Annotated in this window: 15 protein-coding genes and 1 pseudogene; 9 read left to right on the top strand and 7 right to left on the bottom strand. The window is 40.0% G+C overall.

The features are described 5' to 3' along the window. Positions 1 to 250: 250 nt before the first annotated feature. From AM592_RS19665 to AM592_RS19655, 3 genes are all read left to right on the top strand, one after another. Complete coding sequence (locus AM592_RS19665; protein WP_053605347.1) at positions 251 to 2,107, top strand: glycoside hydrolase family 66 protein; 1,857 nt, start codon at positions 251 to 253, stop codon at positions 2,105 to 2,107. 398 nt (positions 2,108 to 2,505) lie between these two features. Continuing rightward, a complete protein-coding gene (locus tag AM592_RS19660) occupies positions 2,506 to 3,165 on the top strand; it encodes a hypothetical protein (RefSeq protein WP_053605346.1) in 660 nt (219 codons plus the stop codon). Between the two features lie 60 nt (positions 3,166 to 3,225). Further along, positions 3,226 to 3,705 (top strand): DUF3995 domain-containing protein, encoded by a 480-nt coding sequence (locus AM592_RS19655; protein ID WP_053605345.1) that lies wholly within the window; start codon positions 3,226 to 3,228, stop codon positions 3,703 to 3,705. Positions 3,706 to 3,823: 118 nt separating this feature from the next. Here AM592_RS19655 and AM592_RS19650 read toward each other — a convergent pair whose 3' ends face one another. Together AM592_RS19650 and AM592_RS19645 are read right to left on the bottom strand one after the other, a co-directional pair. After that, positions 3,824 to 4,393, bottom strand: a complete 570-nt coding sequence (locus AM592_RS19650; protein WP_053605344.1) for a pyridoxamine 5'-phosphate oxidase family protein — start codon at positions 4,391 to 4,393, stop codon at positions 3,824 to 3,826. Continuing rightward, positions 4,393 to 5,088 (bottom strand): O-methyltransferase, encoded by a 696-nt coding sequence (locus AM592_RS19645; RefSeq protein WP_053605343.1) that lies wholly within the window; start codon positions 5,086 to 5,088, stop codon positions 4,393 to 4,395. The genes AM592_RS19650 and AM592_RS19645 overlap by 1 nt, the downstream gene beginning before the upstream one ends. A 125-nt stretch (positions 5,089 to 5,213) precedes the next feature. Between AM592_RS19645 and AM592_RS19640 the strand changes: the two genes are divergently transcribed. Next, a complete protein-coding gene (locus tag AM592_RS19640; RefSeq protein ID WP_053605342.1) occupies positions 5,214 to 6,113 on the top strand; it encodes a LysR family transcriptional regulator in 900 nt (299 codons plus the stop codon). Positions 6,114 to 6,144: 31 nt separating this feature from the next. Here the strand turns inward: AM592_RS19640 and AM592_RS25405 are convergent, their stop codons facing one another. From AM592_RS25405 to AM592_RS19625, 4 genes are all read right to left on the bottom strand, one after another. Then, the gene (locus AM592_RS25405) at positions 6,145 to 6,354 is read right to left on the bottom strand and encodes a hypothetical protein (protein ID WP_376773396.1); all 210 of its coding nucleotides are present in this window, start codon (positions 6,352 to 6,354) and stop codon (positions 6,145 to 6,147) included. A gap of 166 nt (positions 6,355 to 6,520) precedes the next feature. Beyond that, positions 6,521 to 7,246: a flavin-containing monooxygenase gene (locus AM592_RS19635; protein WP_376773395.1), complete on the bottom strand. Its 726-nt coding sequence runs from the start codon at positions 7,244 to 7,246 to the stop codon at positions 6,521 to 6,523. 45 nt (positions 7,247 to 7,291) lie between these two features. Beyond that, positions 7,292 to 9,409: a heavy metal translocating P-type ATPase gene (locus AM592_RS19630; protein WP_098945265.1), complete on the bottom strand. Its 2,118-nt coding sequence runs from the start codon at positions 9,407 to 9,409 to the stop codon at positions 7,292 to 7,294. Continuing rightward, positions 9,402 to 9,770 (bottom strand): ArsR/SmtB family transcription factor, encoded by a 369-nt coding sequence (locus AM592_RS19625; RefSeq protein ID WP_053605341.1) that lies wholly within the window; start codon positions 9,768 to 9,770, stop codon positions 9,402 to 9,404. The genes AM592_RS19630 and AM592_RS19625 overlap by 8 nt, the downstream gene beginning before the upstream one ends. 142 nt (positions 9,771 to 9,912) lie before the next feature. Between AM592_RS19625 and AM592_RS19620 the strand changes: the two are divergent. From AM592_RS19620 to AM592_RS19600, 5 genes and pseudogenes are all read left to right on the top strand, one after another. Continuing rightward, positions 9,913 to 10,226, top strand: a pseudogene (locus AM592_RS19620) (YnfA family protein). Between the two features lie 728 nt (positions 10,227 to 10,954). Next, a complete protein-coding gene (locus AM592_RS19615; protein ID WP_211086193.1) occupies positions 10,955 to 12,190 on the top strand; it encodes an MFS transporter in 1,236 nt (411 codons plus the stop codon). 183 nt (positions 12,191 to 12,373) lie between these two features. Continuing rightward, entirely contained in the window at positions 12,374 to 14,563 is a 2,190-nt protein-coding gene (locus AM592_RS19610; protein WP_053605340.1) for an alpha-galactosidase, read from the top strand. Positions 14,564 to 14,762: 199 nt separating this feature from the next. Beyond that, positions 14,763 to 15,281, top strand: coding sequence for a TetR/AcrR family transcriptional regulator (locus tag AM592_RS19605; protein ID WP_053605339.1), 519 nt, complete (start codon positions 14,763 to 14,765; stop codon positions 15,279 to 15,281). Positions 15,282 to 15,486: 205 nt separating this feature from the next. Continuing rightward, positions 15,487 to 16,470, top strand: coding sequence for an SDR family NAD(P)-dependent oxidoreductase (locus AM592_RS19600; RefSeq protein ID WP_053605338.1), 984 nt, complete (start codon positions 15,487 to 15,489; stop codon positions 16,468 to 16,470). A 252-nt stretch (positions 16,471 to 16,722) separates the two neighbouring features. Here AM592_RS19600 and AM592_RS19595 read toward each other — a convergent pair whose 3' ends face one another. Continuing rightward, entirely contained in the window at positions 16,723 to 17,592 is an 870-nt protein-coding gene (locus AM592_RS19595) for a cation diffusion facilitator family transporter (RefSeq protein ID WP_053605337.1), read from the bottom strand. Positions 17,593 to 17,772: the final 180 nt, after the last annotated feature.

Raw genomic sequence — 17,772 nt, 5'->3', positions numbered from 1 at the left:
TGCATCTCATAGGAAAATCGTATGAAAAATCAATAAGTCGTAGACATTTAGAATATCAGCTATTAATATGAACTTAAGTAAACGTTTTCATGTTGCTTTTGGGATTATTCTATTCAATGTATTTTATATAATATCTAATTGGAAGCGCTTTAAAAACTCCTTAATACCTTATTCATACCACTCTTTTAAACATATTCTTTCCCAAAAGAGTAAACGCTTACTACAAAATATAATAAGGGAGTGGTTTAATTTGAAACGTTTTTCATTAAGAGTAGGGAAGTTCGCAGGTATTTTTTTGTTAGTAAGCAGTATTTTTTACTCTTTTAACGCTTCACAGATTTATGCTAAAGAATCTAGTGAAAAAATGATTCAATCCGTTACAACTGATAAATCAATGTACAATCCGAAAGACACAGTGAAAATATCTGTGAAGCTCACGAACAAAATGAAAGACACGATTAACAATGGAACAATTGAAGTAAAGATAAAACATTTAAGTAAGACCGTTGATGCAAAGATGAAACAAGCTTTCTCACTCAAGAAAGGCCAATCAAAATATTTGAAATTTGAATGGAAGGCACCGACGGAAGATTTCAAAGGGTACTTAATTGAAGTTGATGCGAAACACAATAAGAAAGAAATTGATACAGATACTGTCGGTGTAGATGTATCATCCTCTTGGACGAAATTTCCTCGCTACGGTTATGTGTGGGACTTTACCAAAAATGTAAATACGACGGAAAGAATAAACAAATTGAAAGATTACCATATTAACGCACTTCAGTTCTATGATTGGAAGTATCGTCATCATAAACCGATCGGCGATAACCTTGATGTATGGGATGATTGGTCAGGCAGGCCGATCTATGGCGATGCTATCAGAAACTACATTTCAAAAGCCAAGGATGCAAACATGGTAAATATGGCTTATAACATGGCTTATGCTGCCGTAACAGGTTACGAAAAAGACGGAGTCAAACAAGATTGGGCATTGTATTACTCGGATAACAATGATCGTGGAGAAGGACAATTCAAATTTAAAATGGCAGATGAAACTCCAACAGGAATCACCCATTTGTATTTTTTTGATATGAGCAACAAGGGATGGCAAAATTACATCTTCAAAGAGATGAATAAAGTCTTTAATGCTTTTGATTTTGATGGATGGCATTCCGATACGGTTGGGGAATGGGGAGAAATGCAAACAGCAGACGGTAAAACCCTCTACGTAAAAGATACGTATACGGAGTATCTCAATTCTGCCAAAAAAGCCATTGGTAATAAATATCTGGCATTCAACCCAGTCGGTGCACAAGGAATTGAAAATGCAAATGTGAGTGATGTCGATGTCATTTATGCAGAAATATGGCCGTGGGACAGAGATAGTGACGGAGAGTTATACGATTCTTATTATTCATTAAAAAAAGAAATTGAACAGTCGAGAATCGAAAGCGGAGGAAAATCTTTAGTCGTCCCTGCCTATATGAATTATGATTATGGAGAAAAGAATCCGGGTAATGCGTTCAATACTCCTTCTGTCATATTAACCGGATCCACGGTTTACGCTGCAGGCGGTTCACGCATGGAACTTGGAGACAACGGCAATATGCTTAGCAATGAATATTTTCCTGCGCAAAATTTATACATGACAGATGAATTAAAAAATCATACAGAGAAGATGTATGACTTTATCGTCGCCTATGAAAATTTGCTTCGGGACGGGCAAACGGAAACAAAGAACCGAATCGAAGTCCCGGGCTATAAAAATAGCAAGTATGGTGAACCGAATAAAATTTGGGCATATTCCAAAAAGGATGATGACCACGAGATTATTCAAATGATTAACTTGCTTGGTGTAACGAAAGATGATTGGCGGGCAACCGATGGAGAAAAAGAAAAACCTGAAAAAGTGAAAAACTTTGAAGTGAAATATTATCCTTCTGAAGAAATCAATTCTGTCTGGATCGCTTCACCCGACAGTAGTGACGGCCGGTCAAAACAATTGAGATTTACAAAAGGCAGCGATAAACACGGGAACTATGTGAAATTCAAGGTGCCGTCCCTAGAGTATTGGAACATGATTTACATGAATAAAACTACCAATTAAGTAAAAAAAGACGATTCCGCGCTAAGCATACTTTTTGCTTAGCGTGGCAATTTTCATATTCCCCCTCTCTTTATTCCTGTGAACGCTGCTTTCCCAATGTTGTCATACTTTTCAGACTTACGAATCCCGCAGCCACGATCAGAATGGCTTCCCCTTCTTCAGCTCCTCTAAACGAAATCGTTTTTCCGGTTCGACTTGAAGAGCCTCGGCAACCAGGCTAACCGTCGCACGACACCTTTATCCTCACCTTTTCCTTATCATTCTAGCTTTTATGACAAAGAGATCTTACTAATTCTTAAACCAGATTTAAAACCTCAGGTCACCTTAAATTTTCACTTTGGAATGTAGAATGAAACAGAAATGATGAAGAATCGATTTCGATAAAACAGGAGGCATGTATGAATAATCAAAACAATAAAGTGCCGTCTATGCCAAGATTGAATTCCTTTGAACGTTTCACAAAAGTATCGGTATGGCCCGCATACGCCGGTTGTCTCTGGGCGCTCATATATGCAGTTTTCGTTCGATTCTATCAATCTGCAGGTGGACAAATTGGCATGCCGGGGCAACTAAAAGAAGGATTTTACATGGCAAGTTACATTGCTGGTGTTATCATTATGTTTTGCGGACTCGTCTTGATTGCTCTCGTCAAGCCATGGAGCAGGGTCGTTCCAGATTGGGTGCCTTTGATTAGGGGTAAGAAGATCCAGAGGCTTATTATCTTAATACCCACTCTTCTCTGTACAGCTTTTTTAATCGCCCATGGAATCAGTGGAATCATCACAAAAGCACTTCTATTGGGAGGATTCATTACAATTGACTTCCCTGGCTGGCTTGTACTCGATGTCCGAAGTCTAGCTTTGTGGGATCTTTTGATATACGAACCGTGGTTTGTCATCATGGGAATTTTTGCGGGCTTAACAGCTGCTTATTACGCGCAAGCTTCCAATGCCCCAATTTCTCGATTTAGACGAAGTACGCTGCTTTATTTGGCTTTCGTTTTTCTACTCACAACATTTTTTGTCTTAGCGATTATTTATGACTTCGGCAAAATATGAAAATCGGAGTCCTGGTCACGACGAGACCTTTAAGACATACAAGGAGGCGAGGGCAATCACATGACACGAAAACTATCTGACAAATGCGGGTACGCAGCATCTATCTCCCTCATTCCCTATGCCATTTTAAAGACTCTTTGGGCATTTGGAGTCACTATAATGGTTTCAGAGAAAGGAATCGAAGAGCTGCATGCATCTATGAGAACGAGTGCTGATCCGGTCAGTAGTTTTCTGTATTCATGCGGAATCGACATAACCGTTATCTTAGCTGTCATCGCCTCTTTACTTGCGCTCGCATTGGTTCGGCCATGGGGACGGAATGTCCCTCACTTATTGGTACTCATTCCCGCTTGGTTGGGAGGAATAACTTTCATAAGTGTCAGTATTATTACTTTTTATAAATTAATCGGTGGCTCCATTAACTTATCTAACAGCCCGGAGTTCGAACCATGGGTGCTAATCCCAGTCTATGGAGGATTTTTCACATGGGGAGTCACGATATGTCTCGCAGCATTGTCCTACCAAATAAGAACGAGATAGGTTCCGTGGAATCAGGGGTTAAAAAAATGGGAACACATATTAATCATGAATAATATGTGTCCCTTTTTTCATAAATTTCTCTATGCTCATACTTGTAGTTCTTGCAACAATTTTTTCCTCATCCTCTCTCCGATTGAAGCTGTTTTCCCAACGGGGTCATTATTCCATCCATACTGACCGCATTTTTCTGCAAGTGGTATACGCTGATGTCACCATCTGCTTTCTTTTCGTTCGAATGCTTGAGTGTTTCTCGTTCGCCTTCATATGAATAAAAAGGGACACCGAAACCACAAGACGTTTTTACCGAATGAATGTCGGCGAAAATAATCTGTCTTGCACCGGGAATGTAATCAAAATGTCCAATCAGCTCATTCCATTCAGTACTGTCAGGCAATATAACCCGTCCTTTTCCGTACAACCTCATAATCATCGGCGATCCTTCCACAGCCATAAACATAAATGTTATTCTGCCATTTTCTTCTAAATGAGCGCTAGTCTCATTCCCGCTCCCGGTCAAGTCTAAGTAAGCAACTTCATTCGGAGAGAAGATACGCAAGGCGTCATATCCTTTCGGGGAAATATTCACATGTCCATCTGATTGCAAGGGTGCGGATCCGACAAAAAACATTTTTTGTTTGCTAATAAACTCCCTATGCTGAGGTTGAATTGAAGAAAACATTTCCCCCATTATTTCCCCTCCTGTTTTTTCTCACCATCCGTCACAACGCCAAGCACAAAGCCGTCGTATCCTTTACTTCCGACTGTTTGAAGCGCTGTCGCATCAATTCGAGTTTCCGCAGACAGCAAATCAAAAAATTGTCTCGTCCCCTGAACACGCTCGTCGCTGCTATCCTGATTCACCACTTCCCCTTCCCGGACTACGTTGTCGCCAATAATGAGGGTGCCTTCAGCCGACAATTCTAACGCCCATTTCAAATAATGAGGATTGTTTGGCTTATCAGCATCAATGAAAATAACGTCGAACACACCATGTCCTTTTGCTCTCAGCGTCGGCAGCGTGTCTAGCGCCGGACCGACAACCACCTCTACCTGCTGTGATAATCCTGCAAGTTCAAGATTTTTCTTTGCAACTTCAGCATGCTTCTGATTTGCTTCCAAAGTAATGACCCGGCCATTCTTTGGCAAAGCACGTGCTAACCAGATTGTGCTGTAACCCCCAAGCGTTCCAATCTCCAACACGTTACGAGCGCCTCTCAGCTTGGCAAGCAGATGCAGGAGCTTCCCTTGATTCGGTGAAACATCAATCGCCGGCAACCCGGCTGCTGCATTGGCATCCAGTACGGCATCAAGAATTGCGTCAGTTGAAAGCAGTTTTTCCGTGATGTATTGGTCAACCTCAACCCATGTCTTACGTGCATCCATCACATATCCCCTCCGTTCGGCTTTACTCTGAATCTACTTCTACTATATGATGAAATCAATCATAATTCCAATATATGTTTTTTAACTATCTATAACTTTTAGTTATATAAGGAGTGTTGAGCGAAGTGAATCTGCATGCGTTAAAGCTCTTTTATATCGTGACAGAAATGGGAAGTATCACAATGGCTGCGAAAGAACTGCGAATTAGCCAGCCCGCAGTTTCGAGCCAGCTAAAGAAATTTGAAAAGGAGCTGGGTCTCTCCTTGTTTAAACAGGAAGGACGCGGAATTTCTTTAACGGAGTTTGGTATAGAGCTGGCGGAGAAAGCGCGAAATTTGTTTGCACTTGAACAGCAAATTGAGTTGTTCGTTGAGGATTATCGCCTGGCAAGACGCGGGAAATTACGGATCGCGGCTACCTATTTACCTGCTAACTTCCTTATCCCTCATTGGGCGGCAAGCTTTAAAAAGGAAAATGAGGACGTTGAGTTACTTATTACAACCACAAATTCAAAAGGTGCTTTTGATCGGCTGCAGCAATACAAAGCAGATATTGCCGTCTTCGGTGGCGATATGCCAGGGAGCCACCCGACAACCATCGATGCAGAAGAGCTTTATGAGGATGAATTATGGTTTGTCGTCTCCCCGGAACATAAGTACGCGAACCAAATCGTATCCTTACACCAGATAATACAAGAACCTTTTATTATGCGTGAAAAAGGAAGCTCAACGAGAGAGCGGCTGTTTTCATTATGTCAAACGTACAATGTCCAGCCGCCAATGGTATCATTGCAATTCAACGGTCTTCACGAAGCGATTCGTTCAGTCATGGCAGGTTACGGCGCAAATTTTGTCTCGTCGATTGTCGTCCGTGAATATGTAGAGCGGGGACTTCTAGCAAGAGTATTCGTCAACGATATCCATTTAACAAATAAAATTGCCATCTGTGTGCGCAAAACCGAAAGACAATCGGAGCTAGTAAAAAAGTTCATTGATATATGTAAACGGGAGACTCTTAGTAATTGATAACGAAAACAATCCATAATAATGCTAAGGCTCAATTACTTATTAGACTTACAATTGAAGCATTAGCTATTTTTTTAAAACTACCAGAATTCGTTTTTATGTGCTCAATCAAAAATTCTGCATCTTTGCCTACACCGCAAATTAACGCTGAACCTCTTTGATATTGCCAAGGCAAGCCAATGAAAAATAATCCTTTAACTGGGCTTATTCCTCTTTCGTGAACAGGTTTTCCATTTTTCAATGCTCCGTTTATATCGATCCAATCATAATCTGAAATAAATCCCGTAGACCAAATAATATTTTCGAAAGAAGAAATACTGTTTTCCTCGAAAAAAAAACTGCTTGGTTTCCTTCAATTTTTATTACTCTAGGCTTTACATCTATTTTGTTTTCTTTTATTAGTTTTTTCAACTCATAGCCAAAGATAGGATCACTTTGTTTACTAAACCATTTCCCCTTTTAGTATTGATTCCTGCATACAATAAACCTAAGAAGTCTAACCAATGAAATGTGCTTTTTCCTAAAAAGCGTAAGGGTAAAAATTTTAATGGGTGGCTCACTGCCAAGGTGACACTTTTTTCTTTAGCAAGTTCAACCGCAATTTGTGCTCCAGAATTTCCCCCTCCAACGACTAGAACAGAGCCTTCATTTAATTGCTTTGGCGAATCGTAAGACGAAGAATGGATTTGAAAGGGCTCTGTCTCACCATTCTTTTTAACAATCGCGGGGATAAATGGTTTTTGAAATGCGCCTGAAGCAATGATCACTTGTGTAGATTGAATATTACCTTGGTTTGTTGTAATCATAAATATGTCATCTTTCTTTTCTACTTTTATAACTGGGGTATTTGTTTTTACTGGTAAATCAAAATGGGAAACATACTGCTCTAAATAATCAGCCATTTCATTTTTGCTCGGATATCCTTCCTGATCGCCGCTCATTTTCAATCCAGGTAACGAGCTATAATTTCGATTTGTAAATAAAACAAGTGATTCGTACCTTTTTCTCCACGAATCACCTATTTTATTGTTTGCATAAGGTAATACAAAAGATAGATTTTTCTGCTTCAAATAATACCCCATAGCTAATCCTGCCTGACCTGCTCCAACTACTACAACATCAAAGATTCCCATATCTTGCACGTCCTTTTCAAATGACTAAGAAAGCAAAAGAGGCAATCACTCCATGACCTTTAACAGCCTCAAACTATTAAGTGTGACGAGAAGTGTCGCCCCCATATCTGCAAAAATAGCCAGCCATAAGGTCAGCCATCCGGGAGCAATGAGTAACAACGCAATGACTTTTATTGCTAACGAGAACGTTATGTTTTGCTTTATGATCGCTAATGCTTTACGGCTTAATTTAATGGTATATGGCAGCTTGCGTAAATCATCAGACATCAGCGCAATATCAGCAGTTTCAAGTGCCGTGTCCGTTCCCGCGCCGCCCATCGCAACGCCTACAGAGGAAGCAGCAAGCGCAGGGGCATCGTTCACTCCATCTCCAACCATTGCTGTCTTTTTATGATTTTTCCGAAGCTCTTTTACATAAGTCAATTTATCCTGCGGCAAGAGCTCTGATTTTATTTCTGAAACGCCGACTTCCTTGCCGATTGCTTCTGCAGTTGCCTCGTTATCTCCAGTTAACATGACCGTTTTTTGAATCCCGATTTCATGAAGCTTTTGAATCACTTCTTTAGAAGAGGCCCTTACTTCATCGCCAATCGTGATTAATTGCAAGATCTTTTGAGAAGTTCCTAGAGCGATCACTGTTTTCCCTTGTTTCTGCAGCTCAATGATTTTGTGATTCGTTCCTTGATTGATGGATCCTTGATTCAATTCACCAAATAATTTCGGACTGCCTACATAATAGGTTGTACCGTCTATTTCGGCTTTTACACCTTTCCCGGTCAGCGATTGGAAATTTGCAATTTCGATCGGGTGAAATGACAAATTGTCTTGTTCAGCTTTTCTAATAATAGCCGATGCCAGCGGATGCTGCGAGCCTTTTTCAATCGCTGCCGTAATTGCCAGCCAGTCTTTTTCACTCCCGGATAAGGTAATGACATCTGCAACAGCCGGCACGCCTTTTGTAAGCGTGCCTGTTTTATCAAAAGCAATCACCTGTAATGCCCCGGCTTCTTCTAAGTGAACTCCACCTTTGATTAATACGCCGTTCTTAGCTGCATTTCCGATCGCAGTTACAATCGAAACAGGGGTTGAAATAACCAATGCACAAGGACAGCCTACGACTAACACCGCTAAGCCGCGATAAATCCAGTCACTCCAATTTCCGTCAGTTATTAACGGAGGAGCAATTGCAATCAAGAACGCAATAAAGATAATGGCCGGCGTATAGTATTTAGCAAATTTATCAACAAACGCTTGTGATGGTGCGCGTTCAGCTTGAGCTTCTTCAACCAGGTGAATGATTTTTGCGAGAGTAGTATCCTCCACTCTCTTTGTTACCCGAACCTCTAACAAACCTTCTTCATTCAACGTACCGGCAAATACTTCATCATCCATTGTTTTTGTTACCGGGATAGACTCTCCAGTGATGGCCGCCTGATTCAAAGTCGAAATTCCTTTTATAACGATTCCATCCATCGCTAGTTTTTGTCCGGGTTTAACTATCATTACGTCGCCAATTCTCACATCGTCAACAAGTATTGTAATCTCTTTGTCTCCACGTCGAATTAACGCTTCTTTCGGTGCAATATTCATCAGGGACTGAATCGATTGACGGGCTTTATCCATAGAATATCGCTCTAAGGCTTCACTTACAGCAAAAAGAATAACAACTAGTGCCCCTTCGCCCCATTCCCCAATCGCGGCTGCGCCTAAAATGGCAACTGTCATGAGTGATTTCATATCAAACCTTAAACGGACTAAATTGTTGAGTCCTGTTTTAAATAAAGAGTATCCCCCGATTAAGATCGATGCAGCGTAACCGATAACAGATAATAACGCTTCTTCTCCGTACTGCACTCCAATAAACCAACTAAGAAACAACAAAATTGCAGAAATATATACTTTTATGTTTTCTTTTTGCTTCCAGAACGGTTCTCGTTTTACTGCCTGTTCCTTCTCGTCACGCACTATTAAATTTTCAAATGCCCCGGCTTTTTCAAGCTCTGCAATCGTGGTATCTCCTTTGACAGTTAGCTTTGAAGCTCCGAAATTCACTTGCGCATCTTCAACGCCTTCAAGCTGTTTCACATTTTTTTCAAAGGTGGCTGCACAATTCGCACAGCTAAATCCTTGAACTCGATACGTTTTTTGCTGTGCGTTAGACATGGCTGTACGCCTCCTGTTGATGTGCGAGTGCAATGACGATTAATTGCCTGATGTGCTCATCATCCAATGAGTAAAAAACCAATTTTCCTTCTTTGCGATATTTCACAATTCCATGCTTATGCAAAGTCCTGAGGTGGTGAGACGCGGTAGCTATCGAAGTCCCTATAATATTAGCCACATCGCACACACACAATTCCTCATCCTTCGTTAAGGAAAATGCTATTTTCGCACGGTTGTTATCACCAATCACTTTAAACATTTTGGCGATACTGCTTATATCATTCGTTTTTAATTCTTCCTGTATCCGATTGACTTTTTCTTCGTCATAACAATACGTTTCACATGTATCATTTCTTTTCATTGTCATGGCTCCTTATTCATTCAAATGTCCATCTAAATGTAGTATACCCGAATTTAAATATTATTCAAATATTCATTAGAATGTTAATGTGATCACTCCTTTTTTTATGTAAAATAACCTATATCATAAAGTGAAGAAAGGAATGAATGTTTTGCTCTCAGTAATTTTGCTTTTTTTGTTAGCTGGTTTGGCTGAAATTGGCGGGGGCTATCTAATTTGCGCTCTGTTTATTGGGGGGTTGCGGGCGGCATAGCCTTAGCTTTATATGGGGTGATTGCTACGTTTCAATCCTTCCCGACTTTCGGAAGAGTGTATGCAGCTTACGGAGGGGTTTTTATCATCTTGTCTGTCCTTTGGGGATGGGGAATCGATAAGAAATCGCCTGATACATATGACTGGGTTGGAGCTGCGCTTTGTTTAGTTGGCGTATTGATCATGCTGGCGCCTCGAAATTGACTTTTTCATCCTGCATTCCGATTTTGTTTTTTCCAACTCTAAAAATTAAGTATGAGTTCTCCGGATAGGATTCGTTAAATATATAGACCATATACTGATCGACTCCTTTTCGGACTCTGCCCCTGATATTCTGCTATGTTTCCGAGTGACTAAAGATAAAGAGCTCTCCGCAAAATTCTTATCAACATGCCCCGAAACCGGTTAATCAGGAAAATATGTTTTACTAAATTTATCGAAGAAAATAAAGCTTAAACACAATAGTAGTCTATGATTCTTTTAGTTAATCCCACTCTCATTTCAAAATAACATTGAAAACGTTTACTAAAAATGATAAGATTTATTTAGTAAATTTTCGGACAACTTGTTTCTAACATCCTCCTAGTTAATGTTTAGTAAACTATTCAATATATGAAAGGAGGCGCTTACATTGCTGAAATAAAAAGATATTGTTTGTCTTCACTTCCGCCGTATCAAGAGTGCTAGCGACGATCGTTATTTTTTGGTTACAAGAAAAAAAACAGAGGACGAGTTTTGGAATGTGGATATACACGTAACAAAAGAAAGCGCCTTCACATCTCGATCCCGTAACCTCAGGCAGCCTGATAATTATTAGCAGAATCAGTTTAAGTAAGCTGTTGGATTTTTCACCAGGCAAACGGAAGAATAAATGGGATACTTTGACGAATCAAAGGTTATTAATAACAAAAATCACTGAGGGGATGATTTTGTTGGGGAAATTAAGCAAAGATTTTTGGTTATTCGGGAGTTTTTTCTATCTGTATTACTTTATATGGGCTGTCTGTACGACATTTTTTTCACTTTGGTTAACGAACAAAATGGGGTTAACATCTACTGAAGCTGGTATCGTGTTTTCAGCTGTAGCGATAGCTGCAATGTGTTTCCAGCCTTTTTTTGGAATCATTTCTGATAAGTTAGGGTTTAAAAAGAACCTCATGTGGGTTTTTATTGCTCTATTAGTTTTTATTGCTCCGTTTTTCATTTATATTTTCCCTTTTTTACTTCAAAGTAACATTTTTTTAGGGGCCATAATTGGAGGCGCTTACCTGGGGGCCTGTTTTAATGGGGGCTGCGGTGCAATTGAAGCGTATATTGAAAAAGTGAGCCGTGTAAAAAGCTTTGAATACGGCCAAGTAAGAATGTTCGGAAGTTTGGGGGCTGCAACTGCCGTATTTATTACAGGTCGTTTATTTAGCACCGATCCCAATCTGCTCTATTGGATAAGTTCACTAGCAGCCGTTGTATTAGCTATTGTTTTTGCATTAACAAAAATAACGAATAATAACGAAATGAAGAAAACTGAAATACAGGAAGCAACATCTAAAAAATCAATACTTGAGACGTTCAAAAACAGAAAATTTTGGTTTTTAATTATATATGTTGTCGGCGTCGGTTGTATTTATGAAGTATTTGACCAACAATTTCCGGTTTACTTTACCCAATTCTTTTCCTCGCCATCTGAAGGTGCTGGAGTGTTTGGCAATTTGTTAACGATTCAAACCTTTATGGAAGCGTGTGTCATGATAATAGCACCCTTCTTTATTATTAAAATTGGTGCGAAAAATGCATTAATCTATTGCGGTTGTATCATGTCCATCCGTATTATCGGGTCTGGTTTTGCGGATGACGCAGTTGTAATTATTTTATTAAAACTCATGCATGCATTGGAGGTTCCAATCCTGCTTGTTGCTATTTTCAAATATATTAATGAACATTTTAACGCAGAATTATCGGCAACTATTTACCTTATTGCTTTTCAATTTTCAAAACAAGTTGGCGCTACTTTTTTGTCTGCGATTGCTGGAAATATGTACGATACTGTAGGTTTTAAAGATGCTTATCTTTTACTAGGCTTTATCGCTTTATTTTTTACAATTATATCTGTTTTCACATTGTCGGGCAGTTCTAGAATCAGGAAAAATCCTTCGATTACTGAAACCGCTTAAATAAAACAGAAATTACTTTCGCAAAAGTAAATCAATTGAACGGACCCTAATTTGATTATATATTTAACCCGTAATCAAATTATCATATATTCCGGTAAGCTCTCTTGTGAGATATTTGGCAATCATTAAACTAATTAACACGAATATCCTACCATCCTGGAAGCCTTTAGGAGTGAATCAATCATGGGAATTAAATTTAATGAGAAAAATAAGACGTTCCATTTGCAAGCTAAAGATACCAGCTATGTTATGGAAATTGTTCGAGACGGTTATCTTTTTCACTTGTATTGGGGGAAAAAGATAAGCGAATATCATCATTCAAATCATATACAGCTGCTAGACCGTGGATTTTCTGGAAATCCATATAAGGAAGATAGAACGTTTTCGTTAGATACTCTTCCACAAGAATATCCACAGTACGGCAATACGGATTATAGAAAACCAGCATATCAAATTCAGCTAGAAAACGGTTCAACCATATCCGACTTGAAATATCTATCTCACACAATCTATAAAGGAAAGCGCTCTTTGGATGGTCTGCCTTCTACATATATAGAAAACGAGGAAGAGGCCGAAACTCTCGACATTAAGATGGAAGATCGTTTAACAGGTTTAAATGTCATATTAAGTTATACCGTTTACGAGCAGTTTAATGTCATCACTCGATCAGTGCGTTTTATTAATGAAGGAACACAGTCATTAAAATTGTTAAGTGCTTTAAGTTTGTGTGTTGATTTTAGAGATTCCGAGTTTGATTTCTTACATCTTCACGGTGCCCACTTAAAGGAGAGACATATTGAAAGACAGCCGCTTCGTCATGGGATCCAGTCGGTTGAAAGTACGAGAGGAGCCAGCAGCCATCAGCATAATCCGTTTATTGCATTGTTAAGGAAAGGAACAACTGAAGATTCAGGCGAAGTCTACGCCTTTAACTTTGTTTATAGCGGGAATTTCTTGGCTCAGGTGGAAGTAGACCAGTTTAAAAATACTAGAGTAACCATGGGAATTAATCCATTTGATTTTAGCTGGAAGCTGGATCCGGGTGAAGTGTTTCAAACTCCGGAAGCGGTAATGGTTTACTCATCTGAAGGTCTTGGAGACATGTCGCGGACTTTTCATAATTTATATCGTACCCGCCTTGCAAGAGGAACCTACCGGGATAAAGAGCGCCCTATATTAGTGAATAACTGGGAAGCTACCTATTTTGATTTTAATGCAGAGAAAATTTTAGACATTGCAAAGGTAGGTCATGAATTAGGCATTGAGTTATTTGTTCTTGATGATGGTTGGTTTAGCAAGAGAAACAATGATACTTCTTCTTTAGGAGATTGGTACGTGGATCGCGAAAAGATTCCTGATGGTTTGGATAATCTTGCGCGGCGGGTCAATCATATTGGGATGGAATTTGGACTCTGGTTTGAACCGGAAATGATCTCTGTTGATAGTGACCTTTATCGTGAACACCCGGATTGGTGTCTCCATGTAACCGACCGTAATCGTTCGGAGAGCCGCAATCAATTAATTCTAGACTTCTCAAGGGACGAGGTTTGCGAAGAGATTACAAAGAGAGTTTGTGATATTTTAGCTAGCGTTCCGATCTCTTATGTAAAATGGGACATGAACAGGCATATGACAGAAATCGGCTCTGCTGCCCTTCCCCCAGAAAGACAAAGAGAAACAGCGCATCGTTATATGCTTGGCTTATATAACGTCATGGACAAAATCACAGCTGCTTTTCCACATGTTTTATTTGAAAGCTGCTCAGGCGGCGGGGGCAGATTTGATCCAGGAATTCTATACTATATGCCGCAGACATGGACAAGTGATAATACAGACGCAGTGTCACGTCTGAAGATTCAATATGGAACAAGCCTTGTTTATCCAATTGTATCTATGGGTTCACATGTTTCAGCAGTTCCAAATCACCAAGTGCACCGAAGTATCTCTTTAGATATGCGCGGTGATGTGGCGATGTCTGGTAATTTAGGATATGAGCTTGATTTAACTCAGATGTCTGAAGCCGAAAAAGAAATCGTCAAAAAACAAGTTTCCGACTACAAGAAAATACGAAAATTAATCCAGTTTGGAGATTTCTACCGCTTGCAAAACCCATTTGAAGGTAATAATGCAGCATGGTTATTCACCGATAACAACAAGACAGAAGCTATTGTATATTTTTTCAGGGTTTTAGCTGAACCAGCAGCACCATTAACAGTTTTAAAGCTTAAAGGAATTGATGTTTCTAAACAATATAAAGTCGTCGGAACCGATAACATTTATGGCGGTGATGAACTTACTTATGTTGGATTGAGCATCCCCGCAGAAATAAAAGGTGATTTCCAAAGTTATGTTTGGCATTTAAAAGAAATGTAGTGATACCAGCTATTGAGAAACGATGAAAGACATGTGAATGATGTGGTTCATCGTTTTTCTTTTTATATTCGTGAACTCCAACGGATTTGCACTAGCATTTAAAATAGTTGCAACCTATAATGAACTGTAATATAATGATTATAAAGTTGTGATTGGTCAATCAATAACTTCATCAAACCTACGAAGGAGCAATAATATTATGGCTAAAAGAGCGACATCTTCGGATCGGCGCGCCGATATTGTGTCAGCTGCAGTTGAAGTGTTTGCAGAAATCGGCTATTATCGCGCTACCACGGCGCAAGTGGCTGAGCGTGCGGCGATATCCCAGCCTTATGTCTATCGTTTTTTTACGAAGGAGTCATTGCTTGTGGAATCACTTGAGTTATCATGGCAGCGCATCATTGCGGCATTTGAACAAGTGATCAATTCGGCCGCTCCTGAGCAGCTGGAGGAAGGGCTTATTGAGGCATACGAGGAGATTATGCATTCACACACTAACGAGATTCTGCTGCAAATGCAGGCGCAGACGATCCGCGAAACTCCAATCCGAGATGCGATGAAAAAAGGGATGAGTCAAGTAAAACACTTGGTTCAACGTGCTTTTGAGCAAGCTGAAATTACGGATGCACAACAGAAAACTTCAGATTTTCTGGCGAGAGGAATGCTGTGTAACGTATCGATGGCGATTGATATGCCGGATTTAATGGTTAAGAGATAAAATTCAACTTCAATCAGTCGGGGTTTCGATGCAGGCGGGGCAATAAGGCGCCTAACGCAATTAGTCTTACATTATACCCCCACTGATTGTTAGGTGAAGCCAACCTTAGCATTAAAAATTTTTTCATATGTACTTTTTCGGAGTTCAAAATTTTTTACAAAATTGTAATTGGTTAATCAATAATTAAATGTGAGGAGAGATATTCATGAAAAAAGCAATCGTATTAGGTGCAACAGGCGGCGTTGGGAATCCGATTACGGCAGAATTGGTGAAAAGAGGAATCGAGACGGTAGCGTTTGGCCGGTCTGCTGATAAACTCGAGAGACTTGCAAATGAACTTGGCAATCCGTCATTGTTAAAGCTAAAAACTGGGGATGCGTTTAAGCCAGAGGATATCGTGAAGGCTGCTGCAGGGGCAGATGTAATTTTCCACAGTGCGAATATACCCTATCATGAAATGGAAGCGCGGCTTTTGCCACTCGGGGAAGCTGTGATGAAAGCTGCCGAGCTGATAGAGGCAAAGGTTGTTGTTGTGGATGGTATCTATCCATACGGAAAAAGAACTTCCACACAAAAAGCAACAGAAGTTCATCCAAAACGTCCTCACACACGCAAGGGAAAAGTTAGGCTTGCCTATGAGGAGCTGATTTTCAATTCGCGCTGGCGAGGTGCAAAGCCTCTCATAGTGCGGCTCCCGGATTACTATGGACCTTCCGCACAAGCATCGTATCTCAACGTTACAATGGAGGCAATCGCAGCCGGCAAACCGACTGCATTTATCGGGAACATGAACATCCCTCGTGAATACGTCTACCTGCCTGATGCGGCACGTATGATTGTAGAAATCGCCAGTAGGGATGCTTCTTACGGGCAAAATTGGCATATCCCAGGTCCTGGCGTCATTTCAGGCCATGATTTGGTGAAAATCGCACAGAAAGCTAGCGGAAAACGTAAGCCTGTCTTTCCTCTAGGACGCATCAGCCTGTCGCTGATTGGAATGTTCAATCCGGTGATGAAAGAGGTAGTAGAGATGCTTTACCTCACAGAAGAGCCGTTTGTATTGAGCGGTGAAAAGTATGAACGGGAGATAGGACCGATAGCGTGGACTCCTCACGAGCAAGCGATTGAGGAAACGATTCGTACGTTGATGAACAGGAACAGAGCTGCTGACACGCAGCCTGTTAATTGAAGACATACAAAAAGTATAGAAATTGATCTCCAATATGTAATTTTTGTCTCATATCTAGATGGAGAGAATGTAAAAGTGTTGCACCATGATTTTTGCCAAGCCACGAAGCTCCATCTCAGATGACTGAAATCACGTAACATTAACCTTAATAATCCTGCCACTAAAAACTCTTGTCTCAACTCCAACATCACGATATCAAGAAAAGGACGAATTCATAGCTTTTGAGCCGCCTAAAGGACGGCTTTTTTGTTATTAATTAGGCTCTACATGAACATGCACATCGTATACATCATGCTTTCGAATCAATTCATTTTCAACCTTTGTAGAAATCTCATGGGCGTCTCTTATATCCAAATTAGAATTAACAAGAATAACTACGTCCACTACAGCGTTACTTCCATAATATCTTGCTTTTATATTCCTAACGCCTTTTACTCCGTAGATATCCATCACAGTTTCCTTGAAGGATTCTACTTCTTTTTCATTAATACCGTCTGTTAATTGATGAGACGCATCTCGAAAAATATCCCAAGCTGTTTTACAAATTAATAACCCTACGATGATTGCAGTCAACGGATCGAGCCAAGGAAGATAAACTTGAGCCCCTAGTATACCGATTACAGTACCAATACTAACCCAAGCATCAGAAAGATTATCTTTAGCAGCAGCCATTACTGCGTGACTTTTAATTTTGGTGGCTAGCTTTTTATTATACCGATAAACAAAGTACATCACTAGCGCACTGAAAAGTCCAGTCATTGCAGCAATTAAATCCGGAGATTCTTGCTTTCCCTCAAAAACGGAAGACACTGCATCATATAACACCTGGATTCCAACAGCCATCATAATAAAAGAAGCAACCATCGAGGCAACCGTTTCGGATTTCCAGTGCCCATAAGGATGATCTTGATCTGCGGGCTTACGAGATAACTTTAATCCGATTAGAACAGCGATCGAGGCAACGATATCAGTGGCATTATTTAAACCATCAGCTCTTAGAGCGTCAGAACCTGCTATATAGCCAATAATTAATTTTAATGAAGACAAACAAATATATGCAATGATACTAATAATGGCTCCGCGTTCTCCAAGTTTTATGTCGTTATATTTTTGTTGCTCCACAGGCATGAACCCCCTAAAAGTACTACTTGAATATATTATCAAGCTAGCACCTAGTGGGTCTACAGCAACCTTTTTATACTCTTCTATATATGTAATAAGCAGCAAAAAAAGTTTCCTGAAGCAAAAAAAAGAGTCTTTTTGCAACTTTAAGAGATTGTAGAGAAAGATTCAGGTATTTCT

This window comes from Bacillus gobiensis, from assembly GCF_001278705.1.
Classification (GTDB): domain Bacteria; phylum Bacillota; class Bacilli; order Bacillales; family Bacillaceae; genus Bacillus; species Bacillus gobiensis.
This window is presented reverse-complemented; position numbering and strand designations above follow the sequence as displayed.